Raw genomic sequence first — 17,932 nt, forward strand, 5'->3', positions numbered from 1 at the left:
CCTAGCCGGCATGCTGGCGGGAAGAGGATTTGAGCTTCCCCCTTGACCGGGTGGAAGGGCTGGGAGGGTTCGCCCGCCCGGCCTTATCGTCTGTCTCGATGGTGATTCTTAACGGAATCTCTCGCGAGACGGTCGAAGGTCCTGTCCGAGACTGCAGGTGTCGGTGTCACCGCAAGGTTGGCATCGGTTTAAATCTCATGGCCCGGCCTGGTGTCGGGTGGCGGGAGCCCGCATAGACGGGGAAAACCGGAATTCAGGTCGGTGGTCGCTGTGGCGGTCACTGAAGAGATCGGTTCGAACCAGCGCCTTGTGTTCCATGTCGAGCCTCGAGCTTCGTCGGGATCCGAGGGGACAGGGCATGAGCGCCGCGCGCTGCGGTCGGCATGCCGTTCTAGAACGGGTCGGCCGCAACGGGCGGCAAGGCGCAACCGGTGGAATTTCGCTCCGCAAGGAGTGGCGTTCCGCCACAGGCTTAAAGAGAGCCAGACGTGGATCGAGCGGAAAAACAAGAGCTCGTCACGACGCTCACGGAAGTGTTCAAGACCACTTCCGTCGTCGTGGTCGCCCACTATTCCGGTCTCACCGTGGCCCAGATGTCGAAACTTCGTCGGCAGATGAAGGCTGAGGGTGCGACCGTGAAGGTGGCCAAGAACCGCCTCGCCAAGATCGCTCTGGAAGGCTCCGACGTCGCCCATGTGGCGTCCCTTCTCAAGGGACCGACCTTGATCGCTTATTCGAGCGATCCGGTGGTGGCGCCGAAGGTTGCTGTCGAGTTCGCCAAGGCCAACGACAAGTTCGTGATCCTTGGTGGTGCGATGGGCACCACGCCCCTGAATGCAGATGGTGTGAAGGCGCTTGCCACCATGCCGTCTCTGGACGAACTGCGCGCGAAGCTGGTTGGCCTCATCCAGGCCCCGGCGACCAAGATCGCCCAGCTCTCCACCGCGCCGGCGGCGAAGCTCGCCCGCGTGTTCGGGGCTTATGCCAAACAGGACGAAGCTGCGTGAGGCCCGGGCGGCCCGGATGCGCATCCGTGGCGGCCTGATCTCGCAAATCTCGAAATCGAACCTATCTCTTAAGGAAGAATCCCATGGCTGACCTGACCAAGCTCGTTGACGAGCTCTCCGCCCTCACCGTGCTCGAGGCCGCCGAGCTCGCGAAGCTCCTCGAAGAGAAGTGGGGCGTCTCCGCCGCTGCCGCCGTGGCCGTGGCTGCCGCTCCCGGCGCTGGCGTTGCTGCCGCCGCGGTGGAAGAGCAGACCGAGTTCACCGTTGTCCTGGCTTCCGCCGGCGACAAGAAGATCGAGGTCATCAAGGAAGTGCGCGCCATCACCGGTCTCGGCCTGAAGGAGGCCAAGGATCTGGTGGAAGGCGCTCCGAAGCCCGTCAAGGAAGGCGTGGCCAAGGACGAGGCTGAGAAGCTTAAGGCCCAGCTCGAGAAGGCTGGCGCCAAGGTCGAGCTCAAGTGAGCCTTTGACGTTCGCGCTCCGGGCCTCGGCCCGGAGCGCTTTCGGAAGGGGTCGTCCGGGCCGGTGGTCAGGGCGATGGAGTGAGAGAGACGGTTCTCCCGGCCGCCGGTGGGCAAATCCCCGGCGGCCGGGAGAACCGTCATGGCGCTGGAGAGGGATGGCGTGCGCGCCCCCACCTCTTCAGGCCGACGGTGAAGTGGTTCCGGTGCCGGCGCGGCGAGCCCTCAAAGCAGGGTGCCGGCCCGAATGGGACCTGGACGGACGAGGATCGAGATGGCGCAAACGTTCACCGGTCGTAAGCGGATCCGCAAGTTCTTCGGGAAGATCAAGGAAGTGGCTGAGATGCCGAACCTCATCGAGGTTCAGAAGGCATCCTACGACCAGTTCCTTCAGATTGAGGAACCCAAGGGCGGGCGCGACGACGACGGTCTGCAGGCGGTGTTCAAGTCTGTATTCCCCATCTCCGATTTCTCTGGCGCATCGATGCTCGAATTCGTGCGCTACGAGTTCGAGCCGCCGAAATATGACGTGGACGAGTGCCGCCAGCGTGGCATGACCTTCGCCGCCCCGCTGAAGGTCACGCTGCGTCTGATCGTGTTCGATGTGGATCCGGATACCGGCGCCAAGTCGGTCAAGGACATCAAGGAACAGGACGTCTACACCGGCGACATTCCGCTGATGACCATGAACGGCACGTTCATCGTCAACGGCACGGAGCGCGTCATCGTCTCGCAGATGCACCGCTCGCCGGGCGTGTTCTTCGACCACGACAAGGGCAAGACCCACTCTTCGGGCAAGCTGCTGTTCGCGGCCCGCATCATTCCCTATCGCGGCTCCTGGCTCGACATCGAGTTCGACGCCAAGGACATCGTCTATGCGCGCATCGACCGGCGCCGCAAGATTCCGGTCACCAGCCTGCTGCTGGCCCTCGGCCTCGACGCTGAAGAGATCCTGGATACCTTCTATGAGAAGATCCAGTTCTCCCGCGACAAGGGCGCTTGGCGCATGCCGTTCGATCCCAAGCGGATGAAGGGCTACAAGGCCGTTGCCGATCTGATCGACGCGGACACCGGCGAAGTGGTGCTGGAGGCGGGCAAGAAGCTCACCGTCCGCGCCGCCCGTCAGCTGGCCGAGAAGGGCCTCAAGGCCCTCAAGATCTCCGACGAGGAGATGGTGGGCCAGTATGTGGCCGAGGATCTGGTGGATCTGCAGACCGGCGAGATCCATCTGGAGGCTGGTGACGAGCTGACCGAGAAGAACCTCAAGCAGCTTGAGGAGCTCGGTTACGACGAGATCCCGATCCTCGACATCGACCACGTCAATACCGGCGCTTATATCCGTAACACCCTGGCGGCCGACAAGAACGTAACCCGCGAGGACGCGCTCTTCGACATCTACCGCGTGATGCGCCCGGGCGAGCCGCCGACCATCGATTCGGCGCAGGCCATGTTCCATTCGCTGTTCTTCGATGCGGAGCGCTACGACCTCTCCGCCGTGGGTCGCGTGAAGATGAACATGCGCCTCGACCTCGATTGCCCCGACACCGTGCGCGTGCTGCGCCGCGAGGACATCCTCGCCGTCATCAAGACGCTGGTGGAGCTGCGCGACGGCAAGGGCGAGATCGACGACATCGACCACCTGGGCAACCGCCGCGTGCGCTCCGTGGGCGAGCTTATGGAGAACCAGTACCGCGTCGGCCTGCTGCGGATGGAGCGCGCCATCAAGGAGCGCATGTCGTCCGTCGACATCGACACCGTGATGCCGCAGGACCTCATCAACGCCAAGCCGGTGGCGGCTGCGGTGCGCGAGTTCTTCGGCTCCTCGCAGCTGTCGCAGTTTATGGACCAGACCAACCCGCTCTCCGAGATCACCCACAAGCGGCGTCTCTCGGCCCTGGGCCCGGGCGGTCTGACCCGTGAGCGTGCCGGCTTCGAAGTGCGCGACGTGCACCCGACCCACTACGGCCGCATCTGCCCCATCGAGACGCCGGAAGGCCCGAATATCGGCCTCATCAACTCGCTGGCGACCTTCGCCCGCGTGAATAAGTACGGCTTCATCGAGGCGCCCTATCGCCGGGTGGTGGACAGCAAGGTCACCGACGAGGTGGTTTATCTGTCGGCCATGGAGGAGGGGAAGTACTACGTCGCCCAGGCGAACGTGCCCCTCGATACCGACGGCAAGTTCACCGAGGACCTCATCATCTGCCGCCACGCCGGCGACGTGCTGATGGTCTCCCCGGACCGTGTGGACTTCATGGACGTGTCGCCGAAGCAGCTGGTTTCGGTGGCGGCGGCGCTCATCCCGTTCCTTGAGAACGATGACGCGAACCGCGCGCTCATGGGCTCGAACATGCAGCGTCAGGCTGTGCCTCTGGTGCGCTCGCAGGCGCCGCTGGTGGGCACCGGCATGGAAGCCGTGGTCGCCCGCGACTCGGGTGCGGCCATCGCCGCGCGCCGCACGGGCATCATCGATCAGGTGGACGCCACCCGTATCGTGATCCGTGCCACCGAGGAACCGGACCCGTCCAAGTCGGGCGTGGACATCTATCGGCTGATGAAGTTCCAGCGCTCCAACCAGTCCACCTGCATCAACCAGCGTCCGCTGGTGCGGGTGGGCGACCAGGTGCGTAAGGGCGACATCATCGCCGATGGGCCGTCCACCGAGCTGGGCGATCTGGCGCTCGGCCGGAACGTGCTGGTCGCGTTCATGCCGTGGAACGGCTACAACTACGAAGACTCCATCCTGCTCTCCGAGAACATCGTCAAGGACGACGTGTTCACCTCGATCCATCTTGAGGAATTCGAGTGCATGGCCCGCGATACCAAGCTTGGGCCGGAGGAAATCACCCGCGATATTCCCAACGTCTCGGAAGAGGCGCTGAAGAATCTCGACGAGGCGGGCATCGTCTACATCGGCGCCGAGGTGAACGCCGGCGACATCCTGGTTGGCAAGATCACCCCCAAGGGTGAGAGCCCGATGACCCCGGAAGAGAAGCTGCTGCGCGCCATCTTCGGCGAGAAGGCGGCGGACGTGCGCGATACCTCCCTGCGGCTGCCCCCCGGCACCAAGGGAACCATCGTCGAGGTCCGGGTGTTCAACCGCCATGGCGTGGACAAGGACGAGCGTGCGCTGGCCATCGAGCGCGAGGAGATCGAGCGGCTCGCCAAGGACCGCGACGACGAGCAGGCGATCCTGGACCGCAACGTCTACGGCCGTCTCACCGAGATCCTCGACGGCAAGACCGCCATCGCCGGCCCCAAGGGCTTCAAGAAGGACAGTGTGGTGACCCGCGATGTCCTCGGCGAGTTCCCGCGGTCGCAGTGGTGGCTGTTCGCTGTGGCGGACGACGCCATCATGAGCGAGCTGGAAGCCATCCGCGCCCAGTATGACGAGTCGAAGAAGCGTCTTGAGCAACGCTTCCTCGACAAGGTGGAGAAGCTGCAGCGCGGTGACGAACTGCCGCCCGGCGTGATGAAGATGGTGAAGGTCTTCGTCGCGGTGAAGCGCAAGATCCAGCCGGGCGACAAGATGGCCGGTCGCCATGGCAACAAGGGCGTGGTCTCGCGGATCGTGCCGGTGGAAGACATGCCGTTCCTGGAGGACGGCACCAATGTCGACATCGTGCTGAACCCGCTGGGCGTGCCCTCGCGCATGAACGTCGGACAGATCCTTGAGACGCATCTGGGCTGGGCCTGCGCCGGGCTCGGCAAGCAGGTGGCGGCGGCGGTGGAAGCCTATTACGGCAACCAGGACCTGAAGCCTCTGCGCTCGCGGCTTGAGACCATCTACGGCAAGCCGGAGATCGATGCCCTCAAGGACGAGGAATTGCCCGAGCTGGGCGAGAACCTCCGCAAGGGTGTGCCGATCGCGACCCCGGTGTTCGACGGGGCCCACGAAGACGACATCGAGCATTCGCTGGAGATGGCGGGTCTCGATCCGTCGGGCCAGTCGACCCTGTTCGACGGGCGCACGGGCGAGCCGTTCGATCGTAAGGTCACGGTGGGCTACATCTACATGCTGAAGCTCCACCACCTGGTCGACGACAAGATCCACGCCCGTTCGATCGGTCCCTACTCGCTGGTGACCCAGCAGCCGCTGGGCGGCAAGGCGCAGTTCGGTGGCCAGCGCTTCGGCGAAATGGAGGTGTGGGCTCTCGAAGCCTACGGCGCCGCCTATACGCTGCAGGAGATGCTGACCGTGAAGTCGGACGACGTGGCTGGCCGCACCAAGGTCTATGAGGCCATCGTGCGCGGCGAGGACACGTTCGAGAGCGGTATTCCCGAGAGCTTCAACGTGCTCGTGAAGGAAATGCGCTCGCTCGGCCTGAACGTCGATCTCGAGAACACCTGACGGGGGCTCGCCCCCGTCGCTCCGCCCCCCGGCGGACGGCCTGCCCGGCGATCGTGCCGGCCAGGCTTTACGAGACAAGGCCCACTTCGTTTGGGAGCCAGCTTATGAACCAGGAAGTCCTGAACGTCTTCAATCCGACCGTTCCGGCCCCGAGCTTCAATCAGATCCGCATCTCGATCGCGAGCCCGGAAAAGATCAAGTCCTGGTCCTACGGTGAGATCAAGAAGCCGGAGACCATCAACTACCGCACGTTCAAGCCCGAGCGTGACGGCTTGTTCTGCGCCCGCATCTTCGGTCCCATCAAGGACTATGAGTGCTTGTGCGGCAAGTACAAGCGCATGAAGTACAAGGGCATCATCTGCGAGAAGTGCGGCGTCGAAGTCACGCTGTCGCGGGTGCGGCGCGAGCGCATGGGGCACATTGAGCTCGCCGCCCCGGTGGCTCACATCTGGTTCCTGAAGTCGCTGCCCTCGCGCATCGGCCTGCTGCTCGACATGACCCTTAAGGATCTCGAGCGCATCCTGTACTTTGAGTATTTCGTGGTGATCGAGCCCGGCACCACCAAGCTCAAGTATCGCCAGCTGCTCTCGGAAGAAGAGTATCTGCGCGCTCAGGACGAGTATGGCGAGAGCAACTTCACGGCGCTGATCGGCGCCGAGGCCATCCGTGAGCTGCTGCGCTCCATGGACCTGGAGAAGATCGCCGCCGATCTGCGCCAGGAGATCGCCGAGGCGACCACCGAGCTGAAGCCCAAGAAGCTCGCCAAGCGGCTGAAGATCGTCGAGGCCTTCCAGCTTTCCGGCAACAAGCCGGAGTGGATGATCCTCACGCATGTGCCGGTCATTCCGCCGGACCTGCGTCCGCTGGTTCCGCTGGACGGTGGCCGCTTCGCGACCTCCGACCTCAACGATCTGTATCGTCGCGTCATCAACCGCAACAACCGCCTCAAGCGGCTGATCGAGCTGCGCGCGCCGGACATCATCATCCGCAACGAGAAGCGCATGCTTCAGGAGGCGGTGGATGCCCTGTTCGACAACGGGCGTCGTGGCCGCGTCATCACCGGCGCCAACAAGCGGCCGCTGAAGTCGCTGGCCGACATGCTCAAGGGCAAGCAGGGCCGGTTCCGCCAGAACCTGCTCGGCAAGCGCGTCGACTATTCCGGCCGTTCGGTCATCGTGGTGGGCCCGGAGCTGAAGCTGCACCAGTGCGGCCTGCCCAAGAAGATGGCGCTGGAGCTGTTCAAGCCCTTCATCTACTCGCGCCTCGACGCCAAGGGCCACTCGGCCACGGTGAAGCAGGCCAAGAAGCTGGTGGAGAAGGAGCGTCCGGAGGTTTGGGATATCCTCGACGAGGTCATCCGCGAGCACCCGGTGATGCTGAACCGCGCGCCGACGCTGCACCGCTTGGGCATCCAGGCCTTCGAGCCGGTGCTGATCGAAGGCAAGGCGATCCAGCTGCATCCGCTGGTGTGTTCGGCCTTCAACGCCGACTTCGACGGTGACCAGATGGCCGTGCACGTTCCGCTGAGCCTTGAGGCCCAGCTGGAAGCGCGCGTGCTGATGATGTCCACCAACAACATCCTGCACCCGGCCAATGGTCAGCCGATCATCGTGCCGTCTCAGGACATCGTGCTCGGCCTCTATTATCTCTCGCTGATGCGGGAGAAGGAGCCCGGCGAGGGCATGGCGTTCGCCACCATGGCGGAGATCGACCATGCGCTGAACGCCAAGTCGATCACGTTGCACACGAAGATCAAGGGCCGCTACATCGGCGTGAATGCCGAGGGCAAGGAATATTCTAAGATCTATGAGACCACTCCCGGTCGCATGAAGATCGCCGAATTGCTGCCCCGCGACCCCAAGATCACCTTCGACGTCGTCAATAAGCTGATGACGAAGAAGGAAATCTCCAACATGATCGACACGGTGTATCGCCACTGCGGTCAGAAGGAGAGCGTGATCTTCTGCGACCGCATCATGTCGCTCGGCTTCTACAACGCCTTCCGCGCCGGCATTTCGTTCGGCAAGGACGACATGGTGGTGCCGAAGAAGAAGTGGGACCTGGTGGAAGAGGCGCGCGCCCTCACCAAGGAATACGAGCAGCAGTATAACGACGGCCTGATCACCCAGGGTGAGAAGTACAACAAGGTCGTCGATTGCTGGGGCAAGTGCACCGACCGCATCGCCGAAGAGATGATGAAGGAAATCTCCTCGGTGAAGAAGGACCCGGAGACCGGCCGCGAGAAGCCGATCAACTCCATCTATATGATGAGCCACTCCGGTGCCCGTGGGTCGCCGACCCAGATGCGTCAGCTGGCGGCCATGCGCGGACTGATGGCGAAGCCCTCCGGCGAGATCATCGAGAGCCCGATCATCTCGAACTTCAAGGAAGGCCTGACCGTGATGGAGTACTTCAACTCCACCCACGGCGCCCGTAAGGGCCTGGCCGACACCGCCTTGAAGACCGCGAACTCGGGTTACCTCACCCGCCGTCTGGTGGACGTGGCGCAGGATTCCATCATCACCGAGCGCGATTGCGGCTCGGACAAGGGAATCCACATGCGCGCCATCCTCGACGCGGGCCAGATCGTGGCGTCGCTGGCGTCCCGCGTGCTCGGCCGTACCGCGGCGGAAGACGTGGTGGAGCCGGCCACCGGCACCGTGCTGGTGCCCAAGGGCACCATGATCGAGGAGCACCACATCGCGCAGATCAACAAGTCCAGCATCCAGGAGATCAAGATCCGGTCGGTGCTGACTTGCGAGACGCGCAACGGTGTGTGCGCCACCTGCTATGGGCGCGACCTCGCCCGCGGCACGCCGGTCAACATGGGTGAGGCGGTCGGCGTCATCGCCGCCCAGTCCATCGGCGAGCCGGGCACCCAGCTCACCATGCGCACCTTCCACATCGGCGGCGCCGCGACCCTCGCGGACAGCTCCTATGTGGAAAGCAACTTCGAGGGCACCGTCCGCATCCGCAACCGCAACGTGGCGCGGAACTCGGATGGCGACCTCGTGGTGATGAGCCGCAACCTCGCCGTGGTGATCGTCGATCTCGACGGCACCGAGCGCGCGGTGAACCGCATTCAGTACGGCGCCCGCCTCAAGGTGGACGAGGGCGACACCATCAAGCGCGGCCAGCGCATCGCCGAGTGGGACCCCTACACCCGTCCGATCCTCACCGAGGTGGACGGAACGGTGGCCTTCGAGGATCTGGTGGAAGGCGCGTCCATGAACGAGACGGTCGACGAATCGACCGGTATCGCCAAGCGCGTGGTGACCGACAGCCGCTCGGGACGTGGGCCTGAGTTGCGTCCGGCCATCCTCATCAAGGGGCCGGATGGCAAGGTCTCGAAGCTGCCGCGCGGCGGTGACGCCCGCTACGCGCTGCCGGTTGAGGCCATCATCTCGACGGACCCCAACCAGCACATCAAGGCTGGTGACGCGGTGGCCCGCGTGCCGATGGAAAGCGCCAAGACCCGCGACATCACCGGCGGTCTGCCGCGGGTGGCGGAGCTGTTCGAGGCCCGGCGTCCGAAGGATGCGGCGATCATCGCCGAGATCTCCGGCACCATCCGCTTCGGCCGTGACTACAAGAACAAGCGCCGGCTCTCCATCGAGCCGACCGAGGGTGGAGATCCGGTCGAGTACCTGATCCCGAAGGGCAAGCACATCCATCTCCAGGACGGCGACGTGGTGGAGAAGGGCGATTTCATCGTCGACGGCAATCCGGCGCCGCACGACATTCTGGCGATCAAGGGCGTGGAAGAGCTTGCGGCCTTCCTCGTCAACGAAATCCAGGAGGTCTACCGGCTGCAGGGCGTGACCATCAATGACAAGCACATTGAGGTGATCGTCCGGAACATGCTGCAGAAGGTCGAGATCGACGACGCCGGCGAGACCGACTTCCTCGACGGCGAGCAGGTGGACCGTATCGAGTTCATCGAGGCGAACGAGAAGGCGGCGGAAGAAGCCAAGAAGCCGGCCACCGGTCATCCGGTGCTGCTGGGCATCACCAAGGCCTCGCTGCAGACCCGCTCGTTCTTCTCGGCGGCCTCGTTCCAGGAGACCACCCGCGTGCTCACCGAAGCTGCCGTGAACGGCAAGGTGGACCCGCTGGAAGGCCTCAAGGAGAACGTCATCGTCGGCCGGCTGATCCCGGCGGGCACGGGCGCGCAGATGAACAAGCTGCGGGCCGTCGCGAACTCGCGGGACGACCTCATCGTCGCCACCCGCGACGAGCAGACGGAAGCCCCGGTGGCGCTCGTGGAGGGCCCGGCGGAAGCGCCGGCGCCCAGCGAGCCGGCTGGCCCCGCGGAGTGATCCGCAGCGCGTGAGAATGGAAAAGGGCCGCCCCAGGGCGGCCCTTTTTCGTTTGCGGACCGAAGCGCGTTCAGGCGCCGTGGGTCACGAGGTCGGGCAGGCGCTTGGCGAGGGTGCGCAACACGCTCTCAGCCCCCTTGGACATCACCTCGAACACCGCATCGGTGCCGGCATCAGTGGTGAAGCCTTCGTGCAGGAAGGTGAAGTGGGTGCCGGCCTCGGTCGCGGCCAGCCGCCAGGTGACGGTGGTGTCAATATAATGGCCGAAGCCCTTGAGCTCCTCATGGCCGCCGCTCCAGCGGAAGGAAATGAGATGCTGGGCCTGCACCTCCTTCACCTGGCATTGGAACTCGCCGTCCCAGCGCTCGATGGGCCGGCCCCAGATGGTGAACCGGTGCCCGGCCACGGGTTGGATGTCGTTGGGAAAGAACCAGACGGCGAGCCACTCGGAATCGGTGAGCGCGCGCCAGACGGTATCCACGGGAAAATCGAAGTCCGCTTCCTTCATGATGGCGCGGGTCTCGGCAACGGTCGTGGTCATTGGGGCAACTCCCATGGGGCAAAAAGGGTGGAGGGGGATCGGCTGAGTCAGCCCGTCGCGGCCTCGGTGCCTGTCGCTTCGGACAGGGCGCCATAGAGCCAGCGGCGCAGATCACCGGCAAACAGCGCGCCGGCGATGCGTGCCACCTCCCGGCGATCATGGACGAGGCTCAGCGTGGGGATGGTCCGGATGCGGAAGGCGGTGGCCAGATCGCCTTCGCTGTCGGTGTCCACCTTGGCGAAGCGCACATGGGGCTCGAACTCGGCGGCGAGGCGCTCGAACACCGGCGCCATGCTCTTGCAGGGGCCGCACCACGACGCCCAGAAGTCGACCAGCAGCGGCAGGCCGTCGGCGGCGGTGTGGGCGTCGAAATTGGCGGCGGTCAGGGTCAGCGGAGTGCCGGTGAAGAGCGGCCCGCCGCAGTGTCTGCAGCGCATGCTCCGAAAGGTTGCCCGAAGATCGGTCCCGGCGGCGTTGGCCCCGTTGCAATGCGGGCAGGCGATGGTGGCTGGCGATGACGCGGCGGTCGGCGCGGGCGGGGCGGCGTTCGAGGGGGGGCTCATGGCTGCGGCTCCGAGGATGGTGACGGGCATGGGGCGCCGTGCCCCGCGAGCGCCGGGGCGAACTGGCGACGAAGGGCGTCCCAGGGGGCGAACGTGGGGAATCGCGCTTGAGCCCACCATTCGGTGGTGCGCGTGCCATCGGGCCAGTCGTACGGACGCGCCTGCCAGGTGAGGGCGGGCCAGAGGGGATTGCGGATGGGCCGGTCCGCCGCGTCACGCTGGGAGGGGCGGCCGACCAGGCCGGTCAGGGCGGAGACGATCTCCGGGCGCAGTGCCAACGCGAAGGACACACCGTGGCGATTGAGCCGCTCGGGCGCGCGGAGCAGGTGCTGCTCGATCCGCGCGAAGGCGGGCGGGGCATCGGCTGGTCGGAATTCGCGTAGCACCAGGACCTCAAAGCCCCAGGGCCGGAGCCGGGCCGGCACGGCATGGATGGCGGTGGCGTCGGTGTGCGCCGGGGCCGACAGCGTGGGGGCGGGTTGGAGCGCGGGGGTCGTCATGGGTGCAGGCCCGCCCGGTCAATGAACGGCTCCGCCTCCGCGTGGGTGGTGGCGAAAGTGGTCGCCGGTCGGCGGCCGGCGGGCCCCACGGGCGGCGCAAGCTCGTCGTAGCCGTGCGCGCCATGGCGGCGCAGCGCAGGGGCGGTGCACCGAGGGAACACGCGCACGATCGTGTCGAATCGGCGCGGGAAGGGGAGGTCGCGCTGCCCGAACAGGGCATCCGCCCCCTTAGAGCACGCGCGCTCCATCGCGGCCCGCCGCAGGGCTTCCAGGATGGGGGTGGCGACGGCACCCCTAGTGTCGTTGGCGCAGTGCATGGCATCAAACGTGCAAGAATGCGGCCGCGCGCCAGTTCGCGCCGGCGCCGGGCCGCCGCCGGCGCGGACTGGCGCCATGGGAGCGGGGGCTGGCAGAGAAGGGGCCTGTGTGACGAAGGTGGATTACATTCCAGAATTGAGCGAGGTGCGCATGGTGCGGCGCGCTCCGCAGACGCCATTTCCCCTCGGCGACGATGACCGGGCCTATGTGGCGGCGTGCTTGGCCGACGTGGAGGCAGCGTTCGGTCTCCAGGCCTTTCCCGGCCTTGCTTTTGGACAGGTTCCGGGGCGCGCGCTGATCGAGCGCTTCATCGTCTGGTGGCGGACGCTGGAGCCGCAGACGCCGGCGCAACAGCAGGCCCATGCCCAGTTGCCGGCGGCGATCCGGTTGTTGGACACGGTGTCAGCCTGGCTGGAGGAGCAGGCGGAGAGGCGTCACCCCGACGGTGGCTGACGGGTCAGCGGGCGGATGGCGCGGGCGGCTCGCGGTCGGCCGCCTTCAGCGCATCGATGCAGGCGAACAGGGCCTCGAGGCCGTCCGCCATGGCATCCTCTGGCGTATCACCGACACCCAGGCAGCCGGGAATGTCGGGAAAGCGCACAATGAAGCCACCGCCCTCATCGGCCGGCAGGGGGGCCAGATCGTGGGGATATGTGTTGAGGTCGCTCATTGGTCCATCTCGTCCATGCGGTCGATCATCTCGACGAAAGCCCGCACATGGGCGGGCCGGATCTTCTTCTTCATCGGCACGGCGACGCAATTGGGCACCGAGGGATGGGTGAAGACCACATGGGTTCCCGTGACCTTGCGAAATTTCACGGCATATTGGGAGGCGGTGATCTCAAGATCTGCCGGGATCCAATCCCCGCCTGGATTGCTGCGCAATGCTTCAAGGCGCTTGTTGTACATGGTGAAAATCCGTCATTCGACAAAATGGATGCTGAAAACCTGTCCTGCGGCAAATGTCGCCCGTGGACAGCGCGAGTGTGAACCTTCGCGCCGGAGGCGTCCAGCGCCGGACCGGCGCCGCCGCGTCCCGTCGCGTTAAGCAAAGCTTAAAGTGAGTGGCCGGTTACCCTTGACGCTCCAGCGCCGATTAAGCAGAAGTTGACCATAAAGCACCATCGCACAGACGGTTGGGCGGGCTGGACATCACAACTATGACACGTTGGACCCACGGGCTCATCAATCGCTTCGTTATCGTGTGCGATGTGGTCATGTCGCTCCTGGCGGCGATCATCGCGCATGTGGCGTGGGATTTCCTGTCCTGGAGCCAGATCGGCATTCTGTGGCTGATCGGCATCTTCAGTTTCGTGCAGATCCTGCAGTTCGGACGGGCTTACCGGGTTGAGCATTATTCGCGCCTGCGGCGGCAGATCGGCCACGTGGTGGTGGGCGGCGTGCCGGCCGGCTTCGTGGTCGGCGTCTGCTATTACGCGCTCATTCCGACCGAGGCGACGAACTTCAAGGCCCTCATGGGCTGGGGCGCGGTCACCGCTGCGGCGCTGCTGTTCGGCCGCCTGGTGCTGGTGCGGCTCGGCATGGTGCTGGTCCGCCGCAAGGCGGTGCTGCGGCGCCACGTGGCGGTGCTCGGTGAGCGCGACAGGGCGCGCGCGCTGGTGGATCGCTACGAGGAGGAGGAAGGCGCCAAGGGCCTCATGTCCTTCGTCGGCATCTTCACCGATGACGGCGGGACGGAGGGCGACGGCGCCCCCGTGCTCTCCGAGGTGACCGGCAAACCCTATCCGCCGGAGCGCGGCGGCATCGCGCAACTGCTCGAATACGCCAAGGACGAGCACGTCGACATGGTGGTGGTCACCAAGTCGTGGGCCGAGCCGGCGGCCATCAGCGCCGTGGTGAGCCAGCTGCACCAGATTGCCGTCGATGTCATCGTCGAGCTCGATCCGCGCAGCTTCTCGCTGAACTATGCCAACCTGACCATGGTGGCGGGCGAGCCGGCGCTGCAGGTGCAGCAGCAGCCCTTCAAGGGCTCCCTGGGCCTCATGAAGGCGATCGAGGACTATGTGGTCGCCACGATCGGCCTCCTCATCACCTCGCCGATCCTGCTGGCGGCGGCCCTTGCCATCAAGCTGGAATCGCCCGGTCCCATCCTGTTCAAGCAGCCGCGCGTGGGTCGCAACAACAAGGTCTTCATGGTCTACAAGTTCCGCTCCATGACCGTGGACCTGACGGATGACGGCTCGGCCGGCACCAGCCGCGACAGTCCCCGCATCACCCGCGTCGGGCGCTTCCTGCGGGCCTCCTCCATCGATGAGCTGCCGCAGCTCCTGAACGTGCTCAAGGGCGACATGTCCATCGTCGGCCCGCGGCCCCACGTGCCCAATATGCTGGTGTCGCCGAACGTGGTCTATGAGGCGATCCAGCAATATGTCTCGCGCTATCGTGTGAAACCCGGCATCACCGGCTGGGCCCAGATCAACGGGTCGCGCGGCCCAATCCAGTCGGTGGAGAAGGCCGAGCGCCGGCTGGCGCTGGATCTCTATTACATCGAGAACTGGTCGATCTGGCTGGACCTGCGGATCATGCTCCTCACCATCACCAAAGGCATGGCCGGCCCCGGGGTGTTCTGAGCGTGGCCATCGGCATCTTCGATTCCGGCAGTGGCGGCCTCACGGTGATGCGCGCCCTCGATCGGGCGCTGCCGGCCCATGATCTCGTCTATCTCGGCGACCACGCCAACGCACCCTATGGGGACCGCGCGGCGGGGGACATCTACGCCCTCACCGTGCAAGGGGTGCAGCGGCTGTTCGAGGCCAATTGCCGGCTGGTGATCCTGGCCTGCAACACCGCTGCCGCCCACGGCCTGCGCCGGCTGCAGCGCAATTGGCTGCCGCGCGCCCATCCGCATCACCGGGTGCTCGGGGTCATCGTGCCGGTGGTCGAGGAGGTGACCGGGGTGCCCTGGGTGGCCGATGCCGTGCCAGTGCCGCGCCCCCCCGCCGCCGCGCAGGTCGCCGTCGCCGTGTTCGCCACCCGCCATACGGTGGAGAGTGGCGCGTTCGCCGGCGAGATCCACAAACGCACCGCCCATGTCGACGTCTGGCAGCAGACCTGTCCGGATCTGGTGCCGCTGATCGAGGCCGATGCACCCGAGCCGGTGCTGCGCGCGGCGGTGGAGGCCTATGTGGGGCAGCTGGCGGCACAGATGCATGGCCGGCTGCCCGATGTGTGCATCCTGGGCTGCACCCATTATCCGCTGATCGAGCCGGTGTTCCGCGCGGCCCTGCCGGCAACGACCCGCATCCTGTCGCAGCCGGAGGTCACCGCGCGCAGCCTTCTGGCCTATCTGGAGCGCCATCCCGACTTTGCGGCCACCGGCAGTGGGCGGCGGGTGTTCCTCACCACCGGCGATCCGGCCCGCGCGGGGCAGATCGCCACCCGCTTCTATGGTCGCCCGGTAGTCTTTCAGGCTCTGGCCGACCACCGCTGATGGCGGCGCGCCTCAGGGGCGGCCGTCCACCGTGTCGATCAGCTCCGCCATGGCGCAGGTGATGTGATAGAGCGAGGAGCCGGGCGCCGGCATCTCCACCCAGCTGCCATCGGGATTGGATACATCCTGCCAGGTGCCAGGCACCGGCATGTCGAGATAGAGCTTGAGGCCGGTATAGGCGCGCCGCGCTTCCTCGGCCTCGGCGGCGGTGCCGAGCCGGCGCAGGCGGGCTAGCGCCGCCTTGAGGCGCTCGGTCTGCGGCCAGAGCCGGGCGGTGGCCTTGTGCACGGTGCCGGCGGTGGTCACCTCGTTGATGGCGACATTGCGCACCGGGTCGATGCCGAAGGTGCGGCCGAAGGCGGTGAGGCGATCGGAGATGCCGGCGGCGCCGGGCCAGCCCCACAGCTCCAGCCCCTCGAACAGCCACGCCCATTCAAAGCAGTGGCCCGGCTCCACCAGAGTGCCGTCCAGCCCGGGGGCCGGCGCGAGGTCGTCGGTGAAATATTCGAGCAGCGCGCCGCTCGTCGGGTCGATGAAATGGTCGCGGCACAGCCCGGCCATGGCCTCGGCTCGGGCCTTCCATTGCGGCCGGCCGCTCAGCACATACAAAGCCGAAAAGGCCTCGAAGAAATGCATGTGCGGGTTCTGGTGGCGGAACGGGCGTGGAATGTCCCGTTCCACGAAGCCGCCGGCGGGGTGGGCATGGGTCGCCGCGAGCACCGCATAATGCGCCTCCGCCACGTCGAGCAGTTCAGGGCGGTCCAGCGCCTTGGAGGCGTGGCCGAGGCAGAACAGCATGAACGCCTGGTCATAGAGGTCGGCGCGGGCGTCATGAACCGCACCGTCGGTGGTGAAGGAGTGGATGAACAGGCCATCGGCGCGCCGGCCATGGGCGAGCAGATAATCCACCGTCGTGTTGGCGAGCGCGCGCCAGGGCCCGTTCCAGCCGAGCCGGCCGATCTCGCCGAACGAATAGACATCGCGCGCCTGCACGAACAGCCGGCGTGGGGCGTCATCGGGTTCGCCGGTGCGTGACAGGCGCTCTACGAACAGGCCCTTGGGCAGGCGGCCGCGTGTGGACCAGAGCGGCGCCGCCACATCCAGCAGCCAGCCGCGGGCATCGGCGGCGAGGTCGGCCAGGCTGGCCACGGCGGACGAGGCGACGACGGTGGACATCGGGCAGGCCTTCAGCGGTTGGGGGCCGGGTGGGCGGCGCCGGGGTGCAGTCCTTCAACGAATGTCAGCAGGTTGCCGCCGGTGAACAGATGGCCGGGGATGCCGGCACCGGTAGCGGCCTCGAGATCCGAGCCTTTGTCGCCGATCAGCAAAGCGTGGGCGCGGTCTACAGGCCAGTGGGCCAAGAGGTCCAGCAGCATGCCCGGCGCGGGCTTGCGCCAATCATGGACCTGCCGGTAGCGCTCCACCGTGCCTTCCGGGTGGTAGGGGCAGTAGCGCCAGTCGTCGATGGAGGCGCCGACCGCGCGCAGTTCCTCCTGCATCCAGGCATGCAGGCGCCCCACCTGCGCCTCGTCATAATAGCCGCGGGCGACACCCGCCTGGTTGGTGACGACGAAGGTGTAATAGCCGAGGTCGTTGAAGCGCTTCACCGCCGCCTTGGCGCCGGGGATCCAGGTGAAGTCTTCCGGCGCGTGGACATAGCCGGTGTCCACGTTCAGCACGCCGTCACGATCGAGGAACACCGCCGGCCGGCAGCGCTGCGCTGGCACGGAGGTCTGGGCAGCCGCATAGGTTTCGGGAATGCCGATGTCGATGAAGAAGCCGTCATAGGAGACGCCGGCCATGCGCCCCTCCGCCACCAGGGCGGGCAGCAGGTCCGCCTCCAGCGAGGAGGGCATGGCGAGCCGCTCCAGGCAGGCGCGGCGCAGCACATAGACGCCGCCATTGATGAGCGCCCGCGCCAGCCCGGCCGCGCGCGGCCGCACGGCGCGCACCCGCGCGCCTTCCAGAACGATGGTCTCATAGCGGTCCGGCTGCTCCACCAGCCGCAGCGCCATGCCGAAATCGGCGCCGTGATCGAGGGTGGTGGCCACCAGATCCAGCCAGTTGAAGTCGAACCAAGTGTCGCCGTTGAGCAGCAGGAAGGTGTCGTTCAGCAGCGGCAGGGCGTTCACCAGGGCGCCACCGGTGCCGAGCGGGGTGGGCTCCACCGCGATTTCCACCGTGGCATCGAAGCGGCCGCGTACGTCGGTGCTGTCGATATAGTCCCGCACCACCTCGGCGCGGTGGCCGGCAAGCAGCAGGAAATGGGTGAAGCCGCGCCGGCGCGCCTCGGCGATCAGGACCTCGACGAAGGGAATGTCACCCACCGGAAGCAGGGGTTTGGGTGTATCGGCGGTGAGCGCGCCGAGGCGCGTGCCGAGACCACCAAGGAGAATGACACACTGCTTCACCACGATCCCCA

At 66.0% G+C, this 17,932-nt stretch carries 14 protein-coding genes; 7 read left to right on the forward strand and 7 right to left on the reverse strand.

Annotated features, from left to right (window positions below):
- Positions 1–488 precede the first annotated feature (488 nt).
- The 4 genes from rplJ (at position 489) to rpoC (ending at position 10,137) form a co-directional block, all read left to right on the forward strand.
- Complete coding sequence (gene rplJ / locus ACU4E7_RS14610; protein WP_238121708.1) at positions 489–1,007, forward strand: 50S ribosomal protein L10; 519 nt, start codon at positions 489–491, stop codon at positions 1,005–1,007.
- A gap of 83 nt (positions 1,008–1,090) precedes the next feature.
- Positions 1,091–1,468 carry a 50S ribosomal protein L7/L12 gene (rplL, locus tag ACU4E7_RS14615; RefSeq protein ID WP_238121709.1) on the forward strand — a complete coding sequence of 126 codons (378 nt, stop codon included), beginning with the start codon at positions 1,091–1,093 and terminating at the stop codon, positions 1,466–1,468.
- 273 nt (positions 1,469–1,741) lie between these two features.
- The gene (gene rpoB / locus ACU4E7_RS14620) at positions 1,742–5,818 is read left to right on the forward strand and encodes a DNA-directed RNA polymerase subunit beta (protein WP_447019264.1); all 4,077 of its coding nucleotides are present in this window, start codon (positions 1,742–1,744) and stop codon (positions 5,816–5,818) included.
- A 104-nt stretch (positions 5,819–5,922) separates the two neighbouring features.
- Entirely contained in the window at positions 5,923–10,137 is a 4,215-nt protein-coding gene (rpoC, locus tag ACU4E7_RS14625; protein WP_238121711.1) for a DNA-directed RNA polymerase subunit beta', read from the forward strand.
- Between the two features lie 70 nt (positions 10,138–10,207).
- On the opposite strand, the gene ACU4E7_RS14630 is transcribed toward rpoC, so the two are convergent.
- The 3 genes from ACU4E7_RS14630 to ACU4E7_RS14640 form a co-directional block, all read right to left on the reverse strand.
- On the reverse strand, positions 10,208–10,678 hold the full coding sequence (locus ACU4E7_RS14630) for an SRPBCC family protein (protein ID WP_447019265.1): 471 nt from the start codon (positions 10,676–10,678) through the stop codon (positions 10,208–10,210).
- 47 nt (positions 10,679–10,725) lie between these two features.
- Positions 10,726–11,115, reverse strand: coding sequence for a thioredoxin (trxA, locus tag ACU4E7_RS14635; RefSeq protein ID WP_447019266.1), 390 nt, complete (start codon positions 11,113–11,115; stop codon positions 10,726–10,728).
- Between the two features lie 122 nt (positions 11,116–11,237).
- A complete protein-coding gene (locus ACU4E7_RS14640) occupies positions 11,238–11,627 on the reverse strand; it encodes a hypothetical protein (protein WP_447019267.1) in 390 nt (129 codons plus the stop codon).
- A 540-nt stretch (positions 11,628–12,167) separates the two neighbouring features.
- Here ACU4E7_RS14640 and ACU4E7_RS14645 point away from each other — a divergent pair.
- Positions 12,168–12,512, forward strand: a complete 345-nt coding sequence (locus ACU4E7_RS14645) for a hypothetical protein (RefSeq protein WP_447019268.1) — start codon at positions 12,168–12,170, stop codon at positions 12,510–12,512.
- Between the two features lie 4 nt (positions 12,513–12,516).
- Here ACU4E7_RS14645 and ACU4E7_RS14650 read toward each other — a convergent pair whose 3' ends face one another.
- Together ACU4E7_RS14650 and ACU4E7_RS14655 are read right to left on the reverse strand one after the other, a co-directional pair.
- Positions 12,517–12,729 carry a type II toxin-antitoxin system HicB family antitoxin gene (locus ACU4E7_RS14650; protein ID WP_447019269.1) on the reverse strand — a complete coding sequence of 71 codons (213 nt, stop codon included), beginning with the start codon at positions 12,727–12,729 and terminating at the stop codon, positions 12,517–12,519.
- On the reverse strand, positions 12,726–12,968 hold the full coding sequence (locus tag ACU4E7_RS14655) for a hypothetical protein (protein WP_238121717.1): 243 nt from the start codon (positions 12,966–12,968) through the stop codon (positions 12,726–12,728). Before ACU4E7_RS14655 ends, ACU4E7_RS14650 begins: the two co-directional genes overlap by 4 nt.
- A 251-nt stretch (positions 12,969–13,219) precedes the next feature.
- Here ACU4E7_RS14655 and ACU4E7_RS14660 point away from each other — a divergent pair, with 251 nt between their 5' ends.
- A complete protein-coding gene (locus ACU4E7_RS14660; protein ID WP_447019270.1) occupies positions 13,220–14,650 on the forward strand; it encodes an exopolysaccharide biosynthesis polyprenyl glycosylphosphotransferase in 1,431 nt (476 codons plus the stop codon).
- 2 nt (positions 14,651–14,652) lie between these two features.
- Positions 14,653–15,510 carry a glutamate racemase gene (locus ACU4E7_RS14665; protein WP_447019271.1) on the forward strand — a complete coding sequence of 286 codons (858 nt, stop codon included), beginning with the start codon at positions 14,653–14,655 and terminating at the stop codon, positions 15,508–15,510.
- Between the two features lie 12 nt (positions 15,511–15,522).
- On the opposite strand, the gene ACU4E7_RS14670 is transcribed toward ACU4E7_RS14665, so the two are convergent.
- Both ACU4E7_RS14670 and ACU4E7_RS14675 read right to left on the reverse strand, forming a co-directional pair.
- Positions 15,523–16,686: an AGE family epimerase/isomerase gene (locus ACU4E7_RS14670; RefSeq protein ID WP_447019272.1), complete on the reverse strand. Its 1,164-nt coding sequence runs from the start codon at positions 16,684–16,686 to the stop codon at positions 15,523–15,525.
- Between the two features lie 11 nt (positions 16,687–16,697).
- Complete coding sequence (locus ACU4E7_RS14675) at positions 16,698–17,924, reverse strand: HAD-IIIA family hydrolase (protein ID WP_447019273.1); 1,227 nt, start codon at positions 17,922–17,924, stop codon at positions 16,698–16,700.
- Positions 17,925–17,932 lie beyond the last annotated feature (8 nt).

Source organism: Xanthobacter sp. ZOL 2024 (assembly GCF_052932325.1).